The sequence below is a fragment of the Brevundimonas sp. GW821-FHT12E07 genome (assembly GCF_058807035.1).
Genome location: NZ_JBXAQH010000001.1, coordinates 70,198 through 88,428 on the forward strand (window position 1 = coordinate 70,198; position 18,231 = coordinate 88,428).

Here is an 18,231-nt window from a genome sequence, read left to right on the forward strand (position 1 = left end):
CCTAGAGCTCCGGCGCTCCGCCTTCATAGGCGGCGAAGGTGGCGGCGGTGATGATCTCGGACACCGAGGCGCCCAGGCTGACGATCTGGACCGACTTCTCGAGCCCGACCAGCAGCGGGCCGATCACGGTGGCGCCGCCCAGAGACTGGACCAGACGCGTCGAGATCGAGGCCGACTGAATCGCCGGCATGACCAGAACATTGGCGTCAGCCGACAGGCGCATGAAGGGGTAGTTGGAGCGCGCGCCCGGATCGAGGGCGAGTTCGGGCGGCATTTCGCCCTCATATTCGAAGTCGACGTCCATGCCGTCGAGGATGCGGATCGCCTCGCGCACCTTCTCGCCGCGCTCTCCGGGCGGGTCGCCGAAGGTCGAGTGGCTGAGGAAGGCGACGCGCGGGGTGCGGCCCAGCTTGCGCACGGCGGAGGCCGCCTGGACGGCGATCTCGGCCAGTTCCTGGGCGTCGGGCAGTTCGTGGATGGAGGTGTCGGCGACGAACAGGGTCCGGCCCTTGGCCAGGACGATCGACAGGCCGATCAGCCGGTCCTTGACGTCGATGACCCGGCGCACTTCACGCAGGACCATGTTGAAGTTCCGGGTCGTGCCCGAAACCACCGCATCGGCGTCGCCCAGGGCGACCATGGCGGCGGCGAAGTAATTGCGGTCCTGATTGATCATCCGCTGGACGTCACGACGCAGATAGCCGCGGCGCTGCAGCTTGGCGTAGAGCCAGTCGGTGTATTCGACGTTCTTGTGGCTGACGCGGGCGTTGACGATCTCGATGCCCAGGGCGTCGAAGTCGAGGCCGGCCTCGATGGCGTTCTTGCGGATCAGGTCCTCGCGGCCGAGCAGGACCGGGGTGCCCAGTTCGGACTGTTTGAAGGCCCAGGCGGCGCGAATGACCGGCGTCTCCTCGCCTTCGGCGAAGACCACCCGCTTGTTGGGGGCGGCGCGCACGGCCGAGGAGATCTTCTGCATCAGAGCGGCGGACGGATCGACGCGTTCGCGCAGCGAGTTGCGATAGGCCTCCATGTCGGCGATCGGCTGGCGGGCCACGCCGGTGTCCATCGCCGCCTGGGCGACGAAGGGCGGGATGTACCAGATCAGGCGCGGATCGAAGGGCGTCGGAATGATGTAGTCGGGGCCGAACTTCAGCTTGCGGCCCGAATAGGCGGCGGCGACCTCGTCCGGCACGTCCTCGCGCGCCAGGGCGGCGATGGCCTGGGCGCAGGCGACCTTCATCTCGTGATTGACCCGGCGGGCGCGCACGTCCAGCGCGCCCCGGAACAGATAGGGGAAGGCCAGGACGTTGTTGACCTGGTTCACATAGTCCGACCGACCGGTGGCGATGATGGCGTCGGTCCGGACCGACAGCACATCCTCGGGCGTGATCTCCGGATCGGGATTGGCCATGGCGAAGATGATCGGATTGGGGGCCATGGAGGCCACCATCTCCTTGGTGATCGCGCCCTTGGCGGCCAGGCCCAGGACGACGTCGGCGCCGACCATGGCTTCGGCCAGGGTGCGGTGCGGGGTGTCGGTGGCGTGGGCGGCCTTCCACTGGTCCATGCCCGTCGGGCGACCCTTGTAGACGACGCCGTCGCGGTCGACGATGACGGTGTTCTCGGCCTTCACGCCGGCGGCCTTCATCAGGGCGATGGACGACAGGCCCGCGGCGCCCGCGCCGGCCAGGACCACCTTCAGGTCCTCCAGCTTCTTGCCGACGATATGGGCGGCGTTGATCAGGCCGGCGGTCGAGATGATGGCCGTGCCGTGCTGGTCGTCATGGAAGACCGGGATGTCGAGCAGGTCCTGCAGCTCCGACTCGATCACGAAGCATTCGGGGGACTTGATGTCCTCCAGATTGATGCCGCCCCAGGTGTCGCCGATGTTCTTGACGACGGTGATGAACTCTTCCGGGTCGGTGGTCTTCACCTCGACGTCGAAGCTGTCGACGTCGGCGAAGCGTTTGAACAGGACCGACTTGCCCTCCATCACCGGCTTGGAGGCCATGTGACCCAGGTTGCCCAAGCCCAGGATCGCCGTGCCGTTGGAGATCACCGCGACCAGATTGCCCTTGGAGGTGTAGTCGTAGGCGAGGTCCGCATCCTTGGCGATCGCCAGCACCGGAATGGCCACGCCGGGCGAATAGGCCAGCGACAGATCGCGTTGGGTCGCCATCGGCTTGGTGGGCGCCATGGAGATCTTGCCCGGCGTCGGAACCTTGTGGAAATCCAGCGCGTCCTGATCGGAGAAGGTCTGTTTGTCGGTCAGGTCGGGCATGAGGGTCTTTTCGCGCGCGTCGTCAGGATCAGGGTCGAACCCCTGACTGTCCTAGAGCGAGGCTGGCGAGGGGACAACCCGGGCCGAACTTGACGCCGGGTAATCCCTGCCTCAGTCGACCCCGGCGAGGAACTCGAAGATCGCCGCCTTGGCTTCAGGCTCGTCCAGCATTGGAGCGTGGCCGATGCCGGGGACCTCGACATAGTCCATATCGGGCGCGGCCTTCTTCATCTTCGCGGCGATTCCGGCGCTCAGAAGGTCCGAGTTTCCGCCACGAACGAGCAGGGTTGGGCGGTTTTTCGCCAATTTGCGGAACCACGGCCAGAGATTCGGAACCAGGGCCTTGGCTCCCGCCGCCCGGATCGGCACGGCGATGTCGGGGTCATAGTCCAGAACCGGGGTCCCCTCGGTGCCGTCGCGGAAGATGCGGCGGGCGAAGGCCTCCCAGTCGGCGTCCGTATGGTGGGGGAAGGCGACCTCGTTGATGCGCTTCGCATAGTCGGCGGCAGCGGCCCAGGTCGGCGTCTCCACCGGCTGGCCGGAATAGGCGGCGATCCGGGCCAGGCCCTCGGGCGCGACCTCGGGGCCGATGTCGTTGAGGACGGCGGCGGTGACGGCCTTCGGCTTGATCGCGGTCAGGGCCATGGTGATCAGTCCGCCCATGGAGGTGCCCATGAAGACGGCGCGCTCGATCCCGGCCTGCTCCATCAGGGCGACGACGTCGCGGGCATAGGCGTCGGGCGTATAGGTCATCGGATCCGGCGCCCGGTCGGACCGGCCCCGGCCGCGCACATCCAGCGCCAGAACGCGGCGTCCACTCTGGGCCACCAGCGGCGCGATGCCTTCGAAATCGGCGCTGTTGCGGGTCAGGCCGTGAATGGCGATGACCGGCAGTTTCGCCGATCCTGCTCCGGGCGCGTAGTCCCGGGCGAACAGGCTGAGGCCGTCGGGAGAGGTCCAGCGACGCTCGGTGAATCCGGTGTTTGGCGCGGCCATGATCTTCTGTGTCCCCGTATCCGACGATGCGCCCCCGCCTGGACAGCGTATTTCAACGCTGGACGAATTGCGATTCCGCCGCCGGGGACAACTCTCCGAACAGGCGAACTCTGTGGCCCCCGGGACGCTTAACGGGCGAGCGCGATCAGAGACCCAGAACGTCGTGCACGAAGTCGGCCAGATCGGGGCCGTGGAACAGAAACCCCTTCACCCCGGCGCGGCGCGCGGCCTCCATGTCACTCTCGCGGTCGCCGATCATGAAGGATCGGGCCGGGTCGATATTGTGGTCCGCGATCGCGCGCAGAAGCATGCCGGGATTGGGTTTGCGGTCCGGGTGGTCCTCGTGGAACCAGGCCGGGTCCTGGGCCTCATGGTGCCAGGGGCAGGCATAGACGGCGCCGATCAGGGCGCCCTTCGCGCCCAACCGCCGCACGATCAAAGCGTTGAAAGCCTTCATCTGGGCTTCGGAAAACAGGCCCCGGGCCACGCCCGACTGGTTGGTGACGATCACGACCAGATAGCCCTGCCGGTTGAGCAGCTGGATGGCCTTGGCCGCGCCGGGCATGAACTCCAGATGCTCCTCCAGATGGGGGAAGCCGACATCGACGTTGACCACGCCGTCACGGTCGAGGAAGACCGCCGGGATACCGGCTGGCTTGCCGGCGGGAGCGGATGTCGGGGAAGAGGCGGATTCAGTCGTCATGCGCCGCCGGGTCTATCGCCCAACGTTGCAAGTCGCAACGCGAAGTGACCCTGTCGTGTTTGGCGTCAGGAACCGTCATTTGCTAGACCGCCCCACCATCGTCGCCTCCGACCTGATTTGCGGAGGCTTTTCCCGGGCGGACGCCTTTGCGTCGCTCCGGCCGTGTTCTGCGAAGCGGGGCGCGCCGGACAAGAGATGAAACGATAACCCCATGATCCCCTTCATCGACCTTCAGGCCCAGCGCCTGCGCCTCGGCGGCAAGATCGAGGCCGCCGTCCAGGACGCCGTGGTCGGCGGCGCCTGGGTCATGGGTCCGCAGGTCCGACAGTTCGAGGCCGACCTCGCCGCCTTCGGCAAGGCGAAGCACGCCCTGGGCTGCGCCAACGGCACCGACGCCCTGGCCCTGCCGCTGATGGCCTGGGGCGTGGGTCGCGGCGACGCCGTCTTCGTGCCCTCCTTCACCTTCGCCGCCACCGCCGAGGTGGTGCCGTGGTTCGACGCCGAGCCGGTCTTCATCGACGTCGATGAGAAGACCTACAACATGGACCCGGGCCATCTGGCCGCCGCCGTCGAGGCGACGATCGCCGAAGGCCGGCTGACGCCCAGGGTCGTCATCGCCGTCGACCTGTTCGGCCAGCCCGCCGACTACGCCGCCATCAAGGCCGTCTGCGACAAGCACGGCCTGAAACTGATCTCGGATTCGGCGCAGGGCTTCGGCTGCACCATCGACGGCGATCACCCGCTGAAATGGGCCGACGTCACCACGACCAGCTTCTTCCCGGCCAAGCCGCTGGGCTGCTACGGCGACGGCGGCGCGGTGCTGACCGACGACGACGAACTGACCCAGCTGATGGATTCCATCCGGGTGCACGGCAAGGCCGTCGCCGTGGACCTGAAGGACCGCACCTTCGACCACGACCCCAAATATCTGAATATGCGCATCGGGCTGAACAGCCGTCTGGACACCATCCAGGCCGCAGTCCTGATCGAAAAGCTCAAGGTCTTCGGCGAGGAGATCGAATGGCGCAACCGGATCGCCAAACGCTACAACGAGGGCCTCAAGCCCCACGTCGCGGCCGTGCCGGAAGTGCCCGAGGGCAATATCTCCAACTGGGCCCAGTACACGATCGAACACCCGAACCGCGACGCGCTCGCCGCCCATCTCAAGGAACAGGGCGTGCCGACGGCGGTCTATTATCCGATCCCGCTGCATCTCCAGCCGGCCTATGAACACTATCCTCGCGGTCCGCAGGGCCTGCCGGTCACCGAGCGTCTGAAGGAGGTCGTCATCAGCCTGCCGATGCACGCCGATCTGGACGAGGCGACCCAGGACAAGGTCATCGCCGCCGTCGCCAGCTTCAAGGCCTGAGGACCGACATGAACCCGAGCCAGCTTCACAATCCCCTGCGCGCCGGCGTCGCCGGTGTCGGCGTCATGGGCCGCAACCACGCCCGCGTCATGTCCGAGATGCGCGAGTTCGACCTCGCCGTCGTCTTCGACCCCGACAGCGCCACGGCCGGCAATGTCGCCACCGCCTTCAACGCCCAGCCCCTGACCACCGCCGCCGACTTCGTCGCAGCCGGTCTGGAAGCCGCGGTCGTCGCCACGCCGAACCGCCACCACGCCGAGCTGGGCGTCGCCCTGCTGGAAGCGGGCGTCCATGTGCTGGTCGAAAAGCCGATCGCCGCCACCGTCGCCGACGCCCAGCGGATGATCGACGCCGCCAAGGCCAACGACCGCGTCCTGATGGTCGGCCAGGTCGAGCGCTTCAACCCGGCGGTCGAGGCGGTCAAACGCGCCATCGCCGGTGAGGAAGTCATTTCCATCCAGATCACCCGCGTCGGCCCCTTCCCGCCGCGTATGGGCGAGGTGGGCGTGGTCATCGACCTGGCGGTGCACGACATCGACATCATCCGCCACCTGACGGGCTCGGAAATCGCCGAGGTCCAGCCCCAGCTGGCCCGCACCCGCGCCGACCGCGAGGATACGGCCCTGCTGCAATTCCGCCTCGACAACGGGGTGATCGCCCACATCACCACCAACTGGGTGACGCCCTACAAGACCCGCACCCTGCAGGTCGCGACCCACAACAAATTCGTCGTCGCCGACCTGATGACGCGTCAGGTGACCGAATATTTCGGCCAGCAGCCGGACGGCTCCTATTCCACGCGCGGCGTGATGAGCTGGCCCAACGAACCGCTCAAGAAGGAGCTTGAGGCCTTCGCCCACGCCATCCGCACCGGCGAGACCCCCGCCGTCACCGGCGAGGACGGCCTGCGCAACCTTGAAGTCGCCTTGAGGTGCCTGGGGGAGTGACCGGTTGCGGCCTCCGCTGAGCAAGCGTAGCGGTTCCCTGTGACCCAGCCGCTCACCAGTGATCGTTGGATGTTCTTTGCCGGCGGGTTCGCGGCGAAGGGACCGTTGATCGGCTGGTCGATCATTTGGGTCGAGCTGCTCGCCGTCCTCGCCTACCGATCGGGCGTTCCCGCGATCACGGACGGGCAAGCCCTTCTGGCGGGGCTCGGCCAGATGATCGGCCTATCGCTCTTCTCGCTGATCTTCGCCTACGGCCTGGCCATCATACCCGCCCTCTTCACGGGGTTCGTCTGCTTCCCGGTGTCCAGGATCCCCATGCCGGTCTGGTCCTGGGTCATGGCCTGTGCGGTGGTGGGGGCGACGATGTCCAGCATTGTCGGACTTCTGTTCTCCCAGCACTTCGGGATCATGCTGTTCGTGGTCGCGATCCTGCCCGGCGCGGTCGCGGCCGGCGTCTGCGGATGGCAGGCCAGAGGACGACGGCTATCGCTTTGACGGCCCGGGTCAGGCCGCGCCCGCGGTGACCCGCTGCGGCGCCGGTCTGAAGGTCAGGCGGGCGCTGAAACCGTCCGGCGCGTAGTCCAGCTCGGCCGCGCCCCCAAGATCGCCCTTCAGGCTGGTGGCGATCAGGCGCGAGCCGAAACCGGTGCGTTCGGGTTTGGGCTTGGGCACCTTCGGCCCACCGGTTTCGATCCAGTCCAGGGCGACGCGGCCCGCCGCGTCCGGCGCGGTCCAGCGCACCGAGACCCGGCCGCCGGGACGGCTGAGGGCGCCGTGTTTGGCGGCGTTGGTGGCCAGTTCGTGGATGATCATCCCCATGGCCAAGGCCTGGGGCGGGGCGAACAGGACGTCAGGGCCCTCCAGCGCGAACTGGTCCGGCGAATAGGGCCGCATCTCCCGGCCCAGCATGTCGCGCAGCATGGCCTGTTCCCAGCCGGTAGCAGTCAGGAGGTTGTGGGTGTCCGACAGGGCCATCAGCCGCGACTCGAACTGGGCCGAGAATTCGGGCACCGATTCCGTCCGCCGCGCCGTGAGCATGGCGATCGACTGGATGGTGGCCAGGGTGTTCTTCACCCGGTGATTGAGTTCGTTGATCAGGAGCTTCTGGCGGCGCTCGCTGGTCTCCAGATCCTCGAAGGCCCGTCGACGGTCGGTGATGTCCGACACCACTCCGGCCAGTTTCAGCGGCCGGCCCGAACGGGTGCGGATCAGACTGCCCTTGGACTGGACCCAGCGGCCGGTGCTGCCGATGGGGTATTCGACGTCATAGTCGGCCTCGCCCGCGATGGCCTTCTCCAGCGCCTCCATACGGGCGGCCAGATGGTCGTCGTTCATCCAGACGGGGTGTTCGATAGCGCCGGTCGGATCGTCCTCGGCCAGATTGACCAGTTCGCGCGCCCGCGCCGAGAGGGTGAAGGTCCGGTCCTTGAGGTTCAGCTCCCAATAGCCGACGTCGGCAGCGGCCAGGACCGAGACCAGCCGGGCCCGGTCGTCGGCCATGGAGGCGGCCAGGGCGATGAACAGGATGACGGCGGTGACGGCCGCCACGCTGACGGCGATGGCCAGGGGCGGGGCGCCGGCGTCGTCCATGACGTCGGCGACGGGCCTCAGGTCCAGCGCCGCCATGCCGGTGTAGTGCATCCCGACCACCGCCAGTCCGAGAATGGCCGCGGCGGCGGCGCGCCAGGCGATCGAGGTCTCGCGCCGCGCGGCCCACAGGGCGGTGATCGAGGCGCCGATGGCGATGACGATGGAAAAGACGATCAGGTCCGCGCGCCAGCCGACGGTGGCGGCGGTGCGCATGGCCGCCATCCCGACATAGTGCATCAGGGCGATGGCCGTCCCCATGGCCGCGCCGGCGAAGGGGATGCGCTTGGCGCCCAGGCCGTCGCGCGAGGCGGTGAAGAAGGCGCCGGCGGTCCCCAGGACAGCCAGCAGGAAGGACAGGACCGTCAGGGCGGGGTCGTAGCGCACCGGGGCGCCGGGATCGAAACCCAGCATGGCGATGAAATGCATCGCCCAGACGCCGCCGCCCATGGCCACGGCGGCCGCCGCCAGCCAGGGCGTCTGGTCCCGGCCCTCGCGGCCCCGGATGCGTTGGAACAGGTCGAGCGCCGTCCAGCCCGCCAGTACCGCGACGGCATAGGCCAGAAGGAGGAAGACGCCGCCGTGGTGGTGCAAGGTTGATCCCTTACAAAGACCCTTGAGTACGGTCCGTAGCAGAAACAGGTTAAGAGGCTACCCACCACTACCTATGCGCGTCCGGGAATTGGGCGCCGCCCGTTTTGCGTCAATCGGTCACCATCTGCATGCCCAGCCATTCGGCGATCAGGGCGGGCTTGGAGCCGCCTTCGATCTCGACGGTGACCTCATGCTTGATCAGCCAGCGGGTGACGCCGCCGTCCGAGCCCTTGTTCTCGGCCGAGAGCAGTTTGAAGCGGCCGCGCACCTTCGAGCCCGAGGCGACCGGGCTGATGAAGCGCAGTTTGTCGAAGCCGTAGTTGACGCCCATGACCACATTGTCGAGGCGCGGCACGCCGTCATAGCTCATGGCCGACATCAGGCTGAGGGTCAGGAATCCGTGCGCAATCGTGCCGCCGAACGGGGTCTTCGCCGCCGCCTCGGGATCGATGTGGATAAACTGCCAGTCCTCGGTGCAGTCGGCGAAGGCGTCGATGCGCTTCTGGTCGATCTCGATCCATTTCGAGACCCCGACTTCCGTGCCGATCAGTCCTTCGAGTTCGCTGGCCTTGGTCATTGCATCGCTCCCTTGATTTTGGGCGAGGCTATCCGCCTTCCCCTAGGGGAGGCCAGCCCGATTTCAGACCCCAAAGCGATCGTCGAAGCGATCCTCGATGATGGCCGAGAACAGGGCAGGATCGACATTCCCGCCCGACAGGACGATGGCCGTGGTCTTGTCCGCCGCCGAAATCTTGCCGGTCAGCAGGGCCGCCAGCGACACCGCGCCGCCCGGCTCGACCACCAGCTTCAGGGTCCGGAAGGCGTAGCGCACGGCCTCGGCGACCTCGGCGTCGGTGACGGTCAGGATCCCGGCCAGTCGACGGTTGATGGGGAAGGTCAGCTCGCCCGGCCGGTCGGTCATCAGGGCGTCGCAGATGGTGCCCTTCGCCGGGGCGTGGGTCAGCCGCTCGCCGGCGGCCAGGGAAATCTGGGTGTCGTTGTAGTCGGCCGGCTCGACGCCATAGACCGTCGTCGTGGGCGACAGGGCCGCCATCGACAGGTTGATTCCGGCCATCAGCCCGCCGCCGGATGTCCCACACAACAGTTGATCCAGAGCGCCGACGCCGGCCTCCGCCGCCTGTTCGACGATCTCCAGCCCGGCCGTGCCCTGGCCCTCGATGATGAAGGGGTCGTCGAAGGGGCGCACGAGGATCGAGCCCTTCGAGGCGGCGATCTCCTCGCCGATGTCCTCGCGGCTCTCGGTGTAGCGGTCGTACATCCGCACCTCGCCGCCGAAGCCGATGACGCCCTCGACCTTCACCGTCGGGCTGTCGGCGGGCATGACGATGATGGCCGAGGTCCCGACCATCTTCGCCGCCGCCGCGACGGCCTGGGCGTGGTTGCCCGACGAATAGGCCACCACCCCCCTCGCCTTCTCCTCATCCGTCAGCCGGCTGATGCGGTTGTAGGCGCCGCGGAATTTGAAGGCCCCCGCGTGCTGCAGGGTCTCGGCCTTCATCAGCACCCGTCCGCCCAGACGTTCGTTCAGGGCCGGGCTCTCGATCAGGGGGGTGCGCACGGCGACGCCGGCGATCTGGCGGGCGGCGTCACGGACGCCATCAAACGAGGGGGTGTGCAAGGTCATGTCCCGCTGCTTAAACCAAAGCCGAAGTCCTGGGTAAGGGCCAGTTCAAGAGTTCCTGCCCTGATCTACAGGAGACGCCGGTGTCCAATCTGATCCTCGCCATCGACCAGGGCACGACCTCCAGCCGCGCCATCGCCTTCGAGGTCGGAGAGGATCAGTCGCTCAGGGCCGTGGCCATCAGCCAGATCGAACTGGCCCAGCATTTCCCCCACTCCGGCTGGGTCGAGCATGACGCCGCCGAGATCTGGACCGCGACTCTGCAGACCTGCCGCGAGGTTATCCGCAAGGCCGGGGGGGTGTCCCGCTTCGCCGCCATCGGCATCACCAACCAGCGCGAGACCTCGGTGATCTGGGACGCCGCCACGGGCGAGCCCCTGCACAAGGCCATCGTCTGGCAGGATCGGCGCACCGCCGACGTCTCCGCCCGCCTCGCCGCCGAGGGCCATGAGGCGATGGTCCAGGCGGCGACCGGCCTGATCCTCGACCCCTATTTCTCGGCGACCAAGTTCGCCTGGCTGCTGGACAAGGTCCCGGGCGCACGCGAGCGGGCGGAGAAGGGCGAGGTCAAGCTGGGGACCATCGACGCCTGGCTGGTGTGGAAGCTCACGAACGGCCGGAGCCACGCCACCGACGCCACCAACGCCAGCCGCACCTCCCTGATGGATCTCCGGACCCGCGAGTGGCGCGACGACCTGTGCGCCCTGTTCAACGTCCCGAAAGCCGCCCTGCCCCGCATCGTCGGCTGTTCCGAGATCAGCGGAGAGAGCGACCCCAGCCTGTTCGGCCGCGCCCTGCCCATCGCCGGATCGGCGGGGGATCAGCAGGCGGCGCTGGTCGGCCACGGCGCCCTCCAGCCCGGCGACGCCAAGATCACCTACGGCACCGGCGCCTTCCTCGTCGCCAATGTCGGGGACCAGCCGGTCGCCTCGACGCGCCGACTTCTGGGCACGCTTGGCTATCAGGTGGGCGACGCCGCCGCCTACGCTCTCGAGGGCTCCATCTTCTCCGCCGGATCGGCGATCCAGTGGCTCAGGGACGGGGTGGGGATGATTTCCGAGTCGCGTCATTCCGAAGCGATGGCCCAGGGGCTGAAGGACAATGGCGGGGTCTATCTGGTCCCCGGCTTCACCGGTCTGGGCGCGCCCTGGTGGGAGCCGGATGCGCGCGGCGCCGTCATCGGCCTGACCCGGGATTCGAAGCCGGCCCATTTCGTCCGGGCGGGGCTGGAGGCCCTGGCCTATCAGACGCGCGACCTGCTCGACGCCCTGGCCGACGACGGGGCGCCCCGGCTGGCGACGCTGAAGGTCGACGGCGGTGTCACGGCCAATGCCTTCGCCATGCAGTTCGTCGCCGACATCTGCGAGGTGACCGTCGAACGTCCTGCCTTCCAGGAGATGACGGCGCTGGGCGCGGCCAAGCTGGCGGCCCTGGGCGTCGGCCTGATCACCGATCTGGAGGTCCACACCACCGAGGCGCCCGCCGTCTGGACCCCGCGCATGCAGGCCGCCGAGCGCGACCGGCTGCTCAAGGGCTGGCGCAAGGCCGTCAAGGCCGCCATCATCGCCGCGAACTGAACGACAGAGCGTCTGCAAGACGCCGACCGAGGACAACCCATGACCGACGCCGCCACGAACCTCGACGCCCAGGCCGCCTTCTCCGGCACGCGCGAAGTCGACCCCCGCTACGCCCTTGACGAGGGCCGGCTCGGCGAATGGCTGGCGGCGAATGTCGAAGGCTATGAAGGCCCGTTGACCGTCCGCCAGTTCAAGGGCGGCCAGTCCAACCCGACCTATGAGCTGGTCACCCCGGGCAAATCCTATGTCCTGCGCCGCAAGCCGCCCGGGACCCTGCTGCCCTCGGCCCACGCCGTGGACCGGGAGTTCACGGTCATCTCGGCTCTGTGGAAGCAGAACTATCCGGTCGCCCGACCCTATGCTCTGTGTACGGACGATGCCGTCATCGGCTCGATGTTCTACGTCATGGACAAGGTCGAGGGCCGGGTTCTGTGGGACCTGAAATTGCCCGGGATGGAGCCCGCCGAGCGACGCGCCATCTATGAGGCCCAGACGGATACGCTGGCCGCGCTCCACGCCTTCGATCCCGCCGCCATCGGTCTGGGCGACTACGGCAAGCCGGGCAACTATTTCGAGCGTCAGGTCGGGCGCTGGACCAAACAGTACCGGGCCTCGGAGATCGACCCCATCCCGGCCATGGACAGGCTGATCGACTATCTGCCCTCGACCCTGCCGCCCGAGGGGCCGGCGCGGATCGTCCACGGCGACTTCCGCCTCGACAATCTGATCATGGCTGCCGAGGCCTCCGAAGTCCGTGCCGTGCTGGACTGGGAGCTGTCGACGCTCGGCGATCCGATGGCGGACTTTTCCTACATGCTGATCGGCTGGGTCCTGCCGGCCAGCCAGAGGAACGGCATCAACGGCGTCGACCTCAAGGCGCTCGGCATTCCCACCATCGAGGAAACCGTCGCCCGCTACGCCGAGAAGACGGGGGCGGGGATCCCGGCCAATCTCGACTGGCTGATGGCCTATAATCTGTTCCGTCTGGGCGCCATCTGTCAGGGCATCGCCGGGCGGGTCCGCGACGGCACCGCCTCCAGCGCCCACGCCCGCACCATGGCCGCCCAGGTCGGCCCCCTCTCCGACGCAGCCTGGAGCTTCGCCAAGAAGGCGGGGGCCTGATCACCAAGCGCCATGGCCCTCAAGTAGTGAGCCGCCGCGCGGCGAACGTTAGGGCCGCCGGGCGTCAGCCCGGCTCCCCAACAAGCGTAAAGGCCGCCCAATAAGCGGGATGGGTCCAACGCCGATCGGCGCGGACGCTGCGCATGGCGCTCTGCAGGGCCCGGGCGCGGTCGCCGACGTCGGCGCCGGGCCGGTCGAGCGCGGCGAAGGTGTCGGAAATCAGTTCGGTGGTCGCCGTGTCCGAAACCTCCCAGTGCGACACCAGCACGGACCGGGCCCCGGCGTAGAAGAAGGCCCGGGCCAGACCCGACAGCCCCTCCCCGCCCGGCCGCCCGTCCGACGCCGCCGTGTTGCAGGCCGACAGGACCACGAACTCGGCATGCAGCCTCAGCTGGGCGGCCTCGGAGGCGCTCAGATAGCCGTCATCGGCCTCGGTCGCCTCGGCCGGCGGGGTCAGGACGAGGCCCGGCTCCCCCGCCGTCGATCCCGCCATCAGTCCATGGGTGGAGAAGACGACGAACCGCGCCTGAGACAGGGGCGCCGCATCGCCCTGACGCACCGCCGTCTCGGTCGCCGCGACCCCGGTCCGGACCAGAGCCCGGGGATAGCGGGTCTTGAGCGCATCCAGCTCGGCCTTGGAGCCGGGCAGATAGGGCAGCGCTCTCAGCTTGGCGACATCGGCCAGCCGACCCTCGCCCAGAATGCCGTCGGCGGGCGGGGCGCCGCGTGATCCGTCCTGCGGCGCGCCCTGCAGGATCGGCGCGCCGAAGGCGGCCAGAGAGAAGCCCGGCGCCGCAGCCGGGACCGCAGCCGTCTGGACCGGAGCCGCCGTCATCGTCGGACACCCCGGACTCCGCTCGACCGGATCGGCGACCAGATAGCAGCGCAGCGCCTTGAGGCTGGACACCGACGGCAGGGTCGCGAGCGCGTAGCGGTCGATCAGCCAGCTGGTGGTCGAAAGCGCTTCGGGCGCCGTGTCCGATCCGGTCGGCGGCTCGGTCGCCAGCACGGCCAGAGGCAGGGTGGTCAGGGCGCCGGTGACCACGGTGATCAGGGTCGTCTTGCCCTCGAACACCGCCTCCACCGGCTTCACCAGTTCGGAATAGAGCCGATACGCCTGCGTCCGGTCGAAGGCCGCGACCGGGCGGCCGGCGAAGATCGAGGGATCCAGCGTCGGATCGCCGCGCGAGGCGCCGGTGGTCAGGGCGCCGCGCAGATCATTGACGGCCTTGGTCATCTCGGCGTCGCCGAGATCGGCGGCCCGGGCCCAGGCGATCCGGTCGCGCGACACGCCCCAGACATAGGTCGCCTCCGGATTCACGAGAACCAGCAGCAGGGCCTCATTGTCCTTGAGCAGGCCCTGCGCCTCGGACACGCTGAGCGCCCGCGGGCTGGTCAGTTCGGAATAGGCGGGAAAGCGCGTCTCGATGTCGGCGTCGACCGTCTTTAACCGGGCCAGCACGGCCTCATAGTCGGTGCGGGTCGCGGCGCGGCGGGCCTGGGCCTCCGGCGCATCGGCGGCATAGAGCTGCTCCAGCGTCCGCTCCAGCCCGTCGCGACGGGTGATCAGGGTCTCGCGCTCCTCGGCCAGACGGCCCAGGGCGTCGTCCCCTTGCGCGAACCGGGCCGAGACCTTGGCCAGGGCGTCGGCGGCGTCGGACGCGATGGCCCACTGCGCCGCCTCGAAGGCCTCGGCGCGCAGGGCGTCGGGTGTGTCCGTTGACGGCGTCTGGGCGAGGGCGGGCGCGGCGAACATCAGCCCCAGCGCCGCCAGAAGACCCCCTGCCCTGCCCCCCATCTTCGCCCCGTCAGTTGCTCAGGATCTGGACCTTGGTCCAGACCGCGCCGCGGTTGACGATGTCGACGCGCATCTTGCCCGACCGGGCCCGGGCCACGGTGCAGACCGGATAGTGGTCGCCGAAGCCGTCCTGACACAGGAGGGCGCCGTCGGCGTCGCGAACGGACATGTCGATATTGGTGTCGCCGTCGCCGATGGCCGCGACGCGCAGCACCTCCCCGCCCCGCGCCTCCAGGTCGAAACCATAGGTCTCGCGCGCCCGGATCTGGCGGACCAGATAGATCGGGCCCCGGCCGAAGGGCGAGGACTGGACCCCGCGCGTGCCGCCGCGCAGCCGTTCGATGGCGTCCAGAACCCCCTGTCGCCCCGCCGCCAGCGCCGCCGCCTCATCCAGCAAGGCGTCGGGAGTCAGGGAGGGGGTCAGGGCGCTGTCGCTGTCGGCTCCGGTGCGCACCGGCACCTCGGCCAGCAGGCGGGCGGCCATGATCAGGGCGCCGGCATCCGAATTGCGTCGCCCCCAGGCCGCGACCTCGGCCGCAGTGACCATCTGGCGCACCCCGTCAGCCTCGGGCGTGACGCGGGCCGCTTCCGACGTCGGGACTTCGGCGGTTTGGGACACGGCGGCGCAGGCGGCCGAAACCCCGGCCAGCAGGACCCCGAAAATCAGTCCAGTTCGCCCCAAGCCCCGATGCGCGCGCATTCCATCCCCCGTTCCGTCGGCCTCGCAGGGGCCGATCGGGCAACAGGCTGGACGGTAAACGGTTTTCGGGAAACTGCCAGAACCTGACTAGGCGAACCGCGTCCCTTCAACGGGACGAGCCGCCTATTGGGTGGCGGCCGTCAGGATGCGGCGGTCGCCCTTGGCCTGGACCATGACCGCGACGGATTCGCCCGGATCGCGCTGCGCTGGAAGAGCATAGAGAACCGGACGGCCGTTCCAGTCTCCCAGTTTACGCAGATCGCGCACCACATTGACGTGGCGCACCACCCGACCGCGATTGTCGCCGCCGCTGACGGTCACGGTCTGGGCCCCGGGCTTGTAGATCACGGCCCAGACCTCGGCTCCGCCGACGGGGGCCCGGCCCGAGCCGACGCCGACGCGGTCGCCGCGCTCGCGGAACTCGACCTGGGGCGGGAAGACGCGGCGCGTCGCCTCCTCGTCCACCGCCGCCTGAACGGCCGGAGCCTCGGCGCCCGAGACCTGACGGCGGCCGTCGATGATGACCTGGGGCGTATAGACGCCGCGCAGCCGCATCGCCGTCTGATAGGCGCGCTGGCGCTGGGCGAACTCCGGCTTGGCGAAGGTGTCGGGCCAGCCCATGTAGTCCCAGTAGCCCACAGCATAGGTCAGGGCGATCACCCCGGGCTCGTCGGCGATGGTCTCGACCACCTGATTGGCGTCGGGGCAGCCGGGACAGCCCTGGGCGGTGAACAGTTCGACCACCACGGGCTCGGCGGGGGTCCGGCGATGCAGGGCGGGATTTTCACGCGCTGGCGCGGGTTGGGCCCACGACCCCAGGGCCGCTCCCATGGTCGCAGTCCCGGCGGTCAGAACCGCCGCCCCGATGATCCATCCCCTGAGCTTCATGCCGCGAACCGTAGCGGGCGGCGGCCCGGACCGCCCCTCATATCTGCGTGAGGCGCCGGTGATGGGCTCAAGGTTTCGGAACCAGACGCCACATTCGCAGGGGATGGCGCACCGTTCCGGCCTCGGCGCCCGCCGCCTGGCCCCGGCCCATGTAGAAGTCGGCGCGGACCGGGCCCCGGATGGCCGATCCGGTGTCCAGGGCCATGACCAGGCCGCGATAGGAGCTGTGGGCGCCGTTCAGATTGCCGCCGTCGGCCTCGATCCAGACGAGATCGCCATAGGTCCAGCTGGCCGGATCGACCGCGATCGACCGGCGCGCGGGCAGGGGGACGCCCGCCGCCCCCGCCGGATTGCCGCCGTCGTCGGGCTGGAGGTCGAAGAAGATGTAGCGCGGATTCAGCGCCGTGATGGCCCGGGCTTCGCGGCCTCGATGGGCGGCCAGCCAGGCGCGGATGGCCTCGCCCGAGGTTCCGTTGCGGGGCAGGAGGCCCTGCTGCTCCATCGGCCGGGCGATGCCGACGAAGGGACGGCCGTTGTCGGCGGCATAGGCGGCGCGGCCGGTGGCTCCGTCCTCGAAGGTCAGATAGCCCGAGCCCTGGATCTGCAGGAAGAACAGGTCCTCGGCCCGCATCCAGGCCAGGACCGGCGCCGAGGGCGAACCCGCGGCCGCCGCGGCCTCGATGGCGGCGCGGTCGGCATAGGGGCCGGTCGAGCCGTCCGGGCGGCGCTGCACCACCCCGCCGGAACCGCGTTCCAGATCCAGAGGCCGGGCCAGCACCGGCATGTCGAACTCGGCCGTCTGGCGGTGGCTGGCCGAATATTCGGGGGCGAAATAGCTGGTCAGCAGGCCGTCGCGGCCGTCGGCGGTGCGGGCCTGAACCACCCGGAAGCCGCCTTCGAAGAAGGCGCGGGCGAGGGCCGGGGTCACCGGGCGCGAGGTGCGCTGCAGATCCATGGCCCGGGCGCACTGACGGGCCCCGGCCGGATCGCGGGCCACGCCGCAGGTCCTTAAGTAGGCGTCGAAGGCCGCGACGAAATCCTCATTGTCCCAGCCGGCCAGCCGCGCGGGGCTGTCGGCGCCCGCCGGACCGGAGACGGGCGGCGGAACGGGATTGGGAACCGGCGACACCACCGGCGGCCGGTTGGGCACGGCGGGGGGCGTCGAGGCGCAGGCGGCGAGAAGGGCGGAAAGGGCGAGGCCGGTCGCGGCCGACCGCCAGCCCTTCGCGCTGATGGGCCGCATCAGGCGGTGGCCGGCTCGACCCGGGCCAGGACCCAGTTGGGATCTGCGGCGCCCAGGGTGCGCTCGAACGTCCAGTGCTCGGCCGTGCGGCGTTCCTCGATACGGGGCTCGCCCGGAGCGCCCGGGGTGGCCTCGCCTTCGGGCGGGATGATCTTGCTGCGCAGCTCGGACAGGAAGCGGACCTTGGCGATGGCCTTGTCGCCCTCGGCGGTGGCGCTTTCCAGATCGGCGCGGGGCGCGTGCAGGAACTCGACCTGTTCGGTCTCGCCCCGGGTCTCGCGCGCGGCGATGCCGTGCTCGAAGGATTCCATCACCGCGGGGGCCAGCAGCGGCTTCAGCGCGGCCCGGTCGCCCGAGGCGTAGCCACGCACGATGGTCTCATAGGCCTGACGCGAGCCGTCGAGGAATTTCTGCGGATCGAACTGCGGGTCGCGGGCGCGAAGGCCCGAGATGGCGGCCAGGGTCTGGGCGTCCAGCGCCGGACGGACCGGGGCGGTTTCGGCCGCCGGCAGGACCGGGGCGCGGGCGTCTTCCTGCGGCTGGCGGCCGACCTTCTTGCCCAGCACATTGTACAGCTGGAACAGGACGAAGACGGCGATGCCCGCGAAGAGCAAGATCTGGAACTGGACCGGCAAGACTCTATCCTGAATGACGTCGGGCCCGACGGCCCCAAATCAGGGCTGAACCGGAACGCGCGACGGACGATTAGGGTCTCATATAGGGCGGCGCAAGGCGAGACGCACCCGCCGACATGCCCCGACAGGCGCGCGCCGTTGCCGCACGC

16 protein-coding genes are annotated in these 18,231 nt (G+C 69.1%); 5 read left to right on the forward strand and 11 right to left on the reverse strand.

Annotated elements, in window-relative coordinates; all coding sequences use genetic code 11:
• Position 1 precedes the first annotated feature (1 nt).
• The 3 genes from AC1ROD_RS00385 to AC1ROD_RS00395 all read right to left on the reverse strand — a co-directional run bounded on the left by AC1ROD_RS00385 (position 2) and on the right by AC1ROD_RS00395 (position 3,980).
• Positions 2 to 2,281, reverse strand: coding sequence for an NADP-dependent malic enzyme (locus AC1ROD_RS00385; RefSeq protein ID WP_492946284.1), 2,280 nt, complete (start codon positions 2,279 to 2,281; stop codon positions 2 to 4).
• Between the two features lie 111 nt (positions 2,282 to 2,392).
• On the reverse strand, positions 2,393 to 3,277 hold the full coding sequence (locus AC1ROD_RS00390; protein WP_492946285.1) for an alpha/beta fold hydrolase: 885 nt from the start codon (positions 3,275 to 3,277) through the stop codon (positions 2,393 to 2,395).
• 145 nt (positions 3,278 to 3,422) lie between these two features.
• Positions 3,423 to 3,980, reverse strand: coding sequence for a D-glycero-alpha-D-manno-heptose-1,7-bisphosphate 7-phosphatase (locus AC1ROD_RS00395; RefSeq protein ID WP_492946286.1), 558 nt, complete (start codon positions 3,978 to 3,980; stop codon positions 3,423 to 3,425).
• A gap of 211 nt (positions 3,981 to 4,191) precedes the next feature.
• Here AC1ROD_RS00395 and AC1ROD_RS00400 point away from each other — a divergent pair, with 211 nt between their 5' ends.
• The 3 genes from AC1ROD_RS00400 to AC1ROD_RS00410 are packed head-to-tail and all read left to right on the forward strand — an operon-like array spanning position 4,192 to position 6,791.
• Positions 4,192 to 5,349, forward strand: coding sequence for a DegT/DnrJ/EryC1/StrS family aminotransferase (locus tag AC1ROD_RS00400; RefSeq protein ID WP_492946287.1), 1,158 nt, complete (start codon positions 4,192 to 4,194; stop codon positions 5,347 to 5,349).
• A gap of 8 nt (positions 5,350 to 5,357) precedes the next feature.
• Positions 5,358 to 6,296: a Gfo/Idh/MocA family protein gene (locus tag AC1ROD_RS00405; RefSeq protein WP_492946288.1), complete on the forward strand. Its 939-nt coding sequence runs from the start codon at positions 5,358 to 5,360 to the stop codon at positions 6,294 to 6,296.
• 39 nt (positions 6,297 to 6,335) lie between these two features.
• Complete coding sequence (locus tag AC1ROD_RS00410; RefSeq protein ID WP_492946289.1) at positions 6,336 to 6,791, forward strand: hypothetical protein; 456 nt, start codon at positions 6,336 to 6,338, stop codon at positions 6,789 to 6,791.
• Between the two features lie 9 nt (positions 6,792 to 6,800).
• Here the strand turns inward: AC1ROD_RS00410 and AC1ROD_RS00415 are convergent, their stop codons facing one another.
• From AC1ROD_RS00415 to AC1ROD_RS00425, 3 genes are all read right to left on the reverse strand, one after another.
• Entirely contained in the window at positions 6,801 to 8,477 is a 1,677-nt protein-coding gene (locus AC1ROD_RS00415; RefSeq protein ID WP_492946290.1) for an MHYT domain-containing protein, read from the reverse strand.
• A 109-nt stretch (positions 8,478 to 8,586) separates the two neighbouring features.
• Complete coding sequence (locus AC1ROD_RS00420) at positions 8,587 to 9,054, reverse strand: MaoC family dehydratase (protein WP_492946291.1); 468 nt, start codon at positions 9,052 to 9,054, stop codon at positions 8,587 to 8,589.
• A gap of 63 nt (positions 9,055 to 9,117) precedes the next feature.
• Positions 9,118 to 10,122 (reverse strand): threonine ammonia-lyase, encoded by a 1,005-nt coding sequence (locus tag AC1ROD_RS00425; RefSeq protein ID WP_492946292.1) that lies wholly within the window; start codon positions 10,120 to 10,122, stop codon positions 9,118 to 9,120.
• Between the two features lie 80 nt (positions 10,123 to 10,202).
• Between AC1ROD_RS00425 and glpK the strand changes: the two genes are divergently transcribed.
• Together glpK and AC1ROD_RS00435 are read left to right on the forward strand one after the other, a co-directional pair.
• A complete protein-coding gene (gene glpK, locus AC1ROD_RS00430) occupies positions 10,203 to 11,696 on the forward strand; it encodes a glycerol kinase GlpK (RefSeq protein WP_492946293.1) in 1,494 nt (497 codons plus the stop codon).
• A 39-nt stretch (positions 11,697 to 11,735) separates the two neighbouring features.
• Positions 11,736 to 12,818: a phosphotransferase family protein gene (locus AC1ROD_RS00435; protein ID WP_492946294.1), complete on the forward strand. Its 1,083-nt coding sequence runs from the start codon at positions 11,736 to 11,738 to the stop codon at positions 12,816 to 12,818.
• Between the two features lie 64 nt (positions 12,819 to 12,882).
• On the opposite strand, the gene AC1ROD_RS00440 is transcribed toward AC1ROD_RS00435, so the two are convergent.
• The 5 genes from AC1ROD_RS00440 to timA all read right to left on the reverse strand — a co-directional run bounded on the left by AC1ROD_RS00440 (position 12,883) and on the right by timA (position 18,082).
• Positions 12,883 to 14,616 carry a CHAT domain-containing protein gene (locus AC1ROD_RS00440; RefSeq protein WP_492946295.1) on the reverse strand — a complete coding sequence of 578 codons (1,734 nt, stop codon included), beginning with the start codon at positions 14,614 to 14,616 and terminating at the stop codon, positions 12,883 to 12,885.
• Between the two features lie 10 nt (positions 14,617 to 14,626).
• The gene (locus AC1ROD_RS00445; RefSeq protein WP_492946296.1) at positions 14,627 to 15,298 is read right to left on the reverse strand and encodes a hypothetical protein; all 672 of its coding nucleotides are present in this window, start codon (positions 15,296 to 15,298) and stop codon (positions 14,627 to 14,629) included.
• 141 nt (positions 15,299 to 15,439) lie between these two features.
• Complete coding sequence (locus AC1ROD_RS00450; protein ID WP_492946297.1) at positions 15,440 to 16,204, reverse strand: DUF1223 domain-containing protein; 765 nt, start codon at positions 16,202 to 16,204, stop codon at positions 15,440 to 15,442.
• A gap of 67 nt (positions 16,205 to 16,271) precedes the next feature.
• Positions 16,272 to 17,447: an MltA domain-containing protein gene (locus AC1ROD_RS00455; protein ID WP_492946298.1), complete on the reverse strand. Its 1,176-nt coding sequence runs from the start codon at positions 17,445 to 17,447 to the stop codon at positions 16,272 to 16,274.
• A complete protein-coding gene (timA, locus tag AC1ROD_RS00460) occupies positions 17,447 to 18,082 on the reverse strand; it encodes a TIM44-related membrane protein TimA (RefSeq protein ID WP_492946299.1) in 636 nt (211 codons plus the stop codon). The genes AC1ROD_RS00455 and timA overlap by 1 nt, the downstream gene beginning before the upstream one ends.
• Between the last annotated feature and the right edge of the window lie 149 nt (positions 18,083 to 18,231).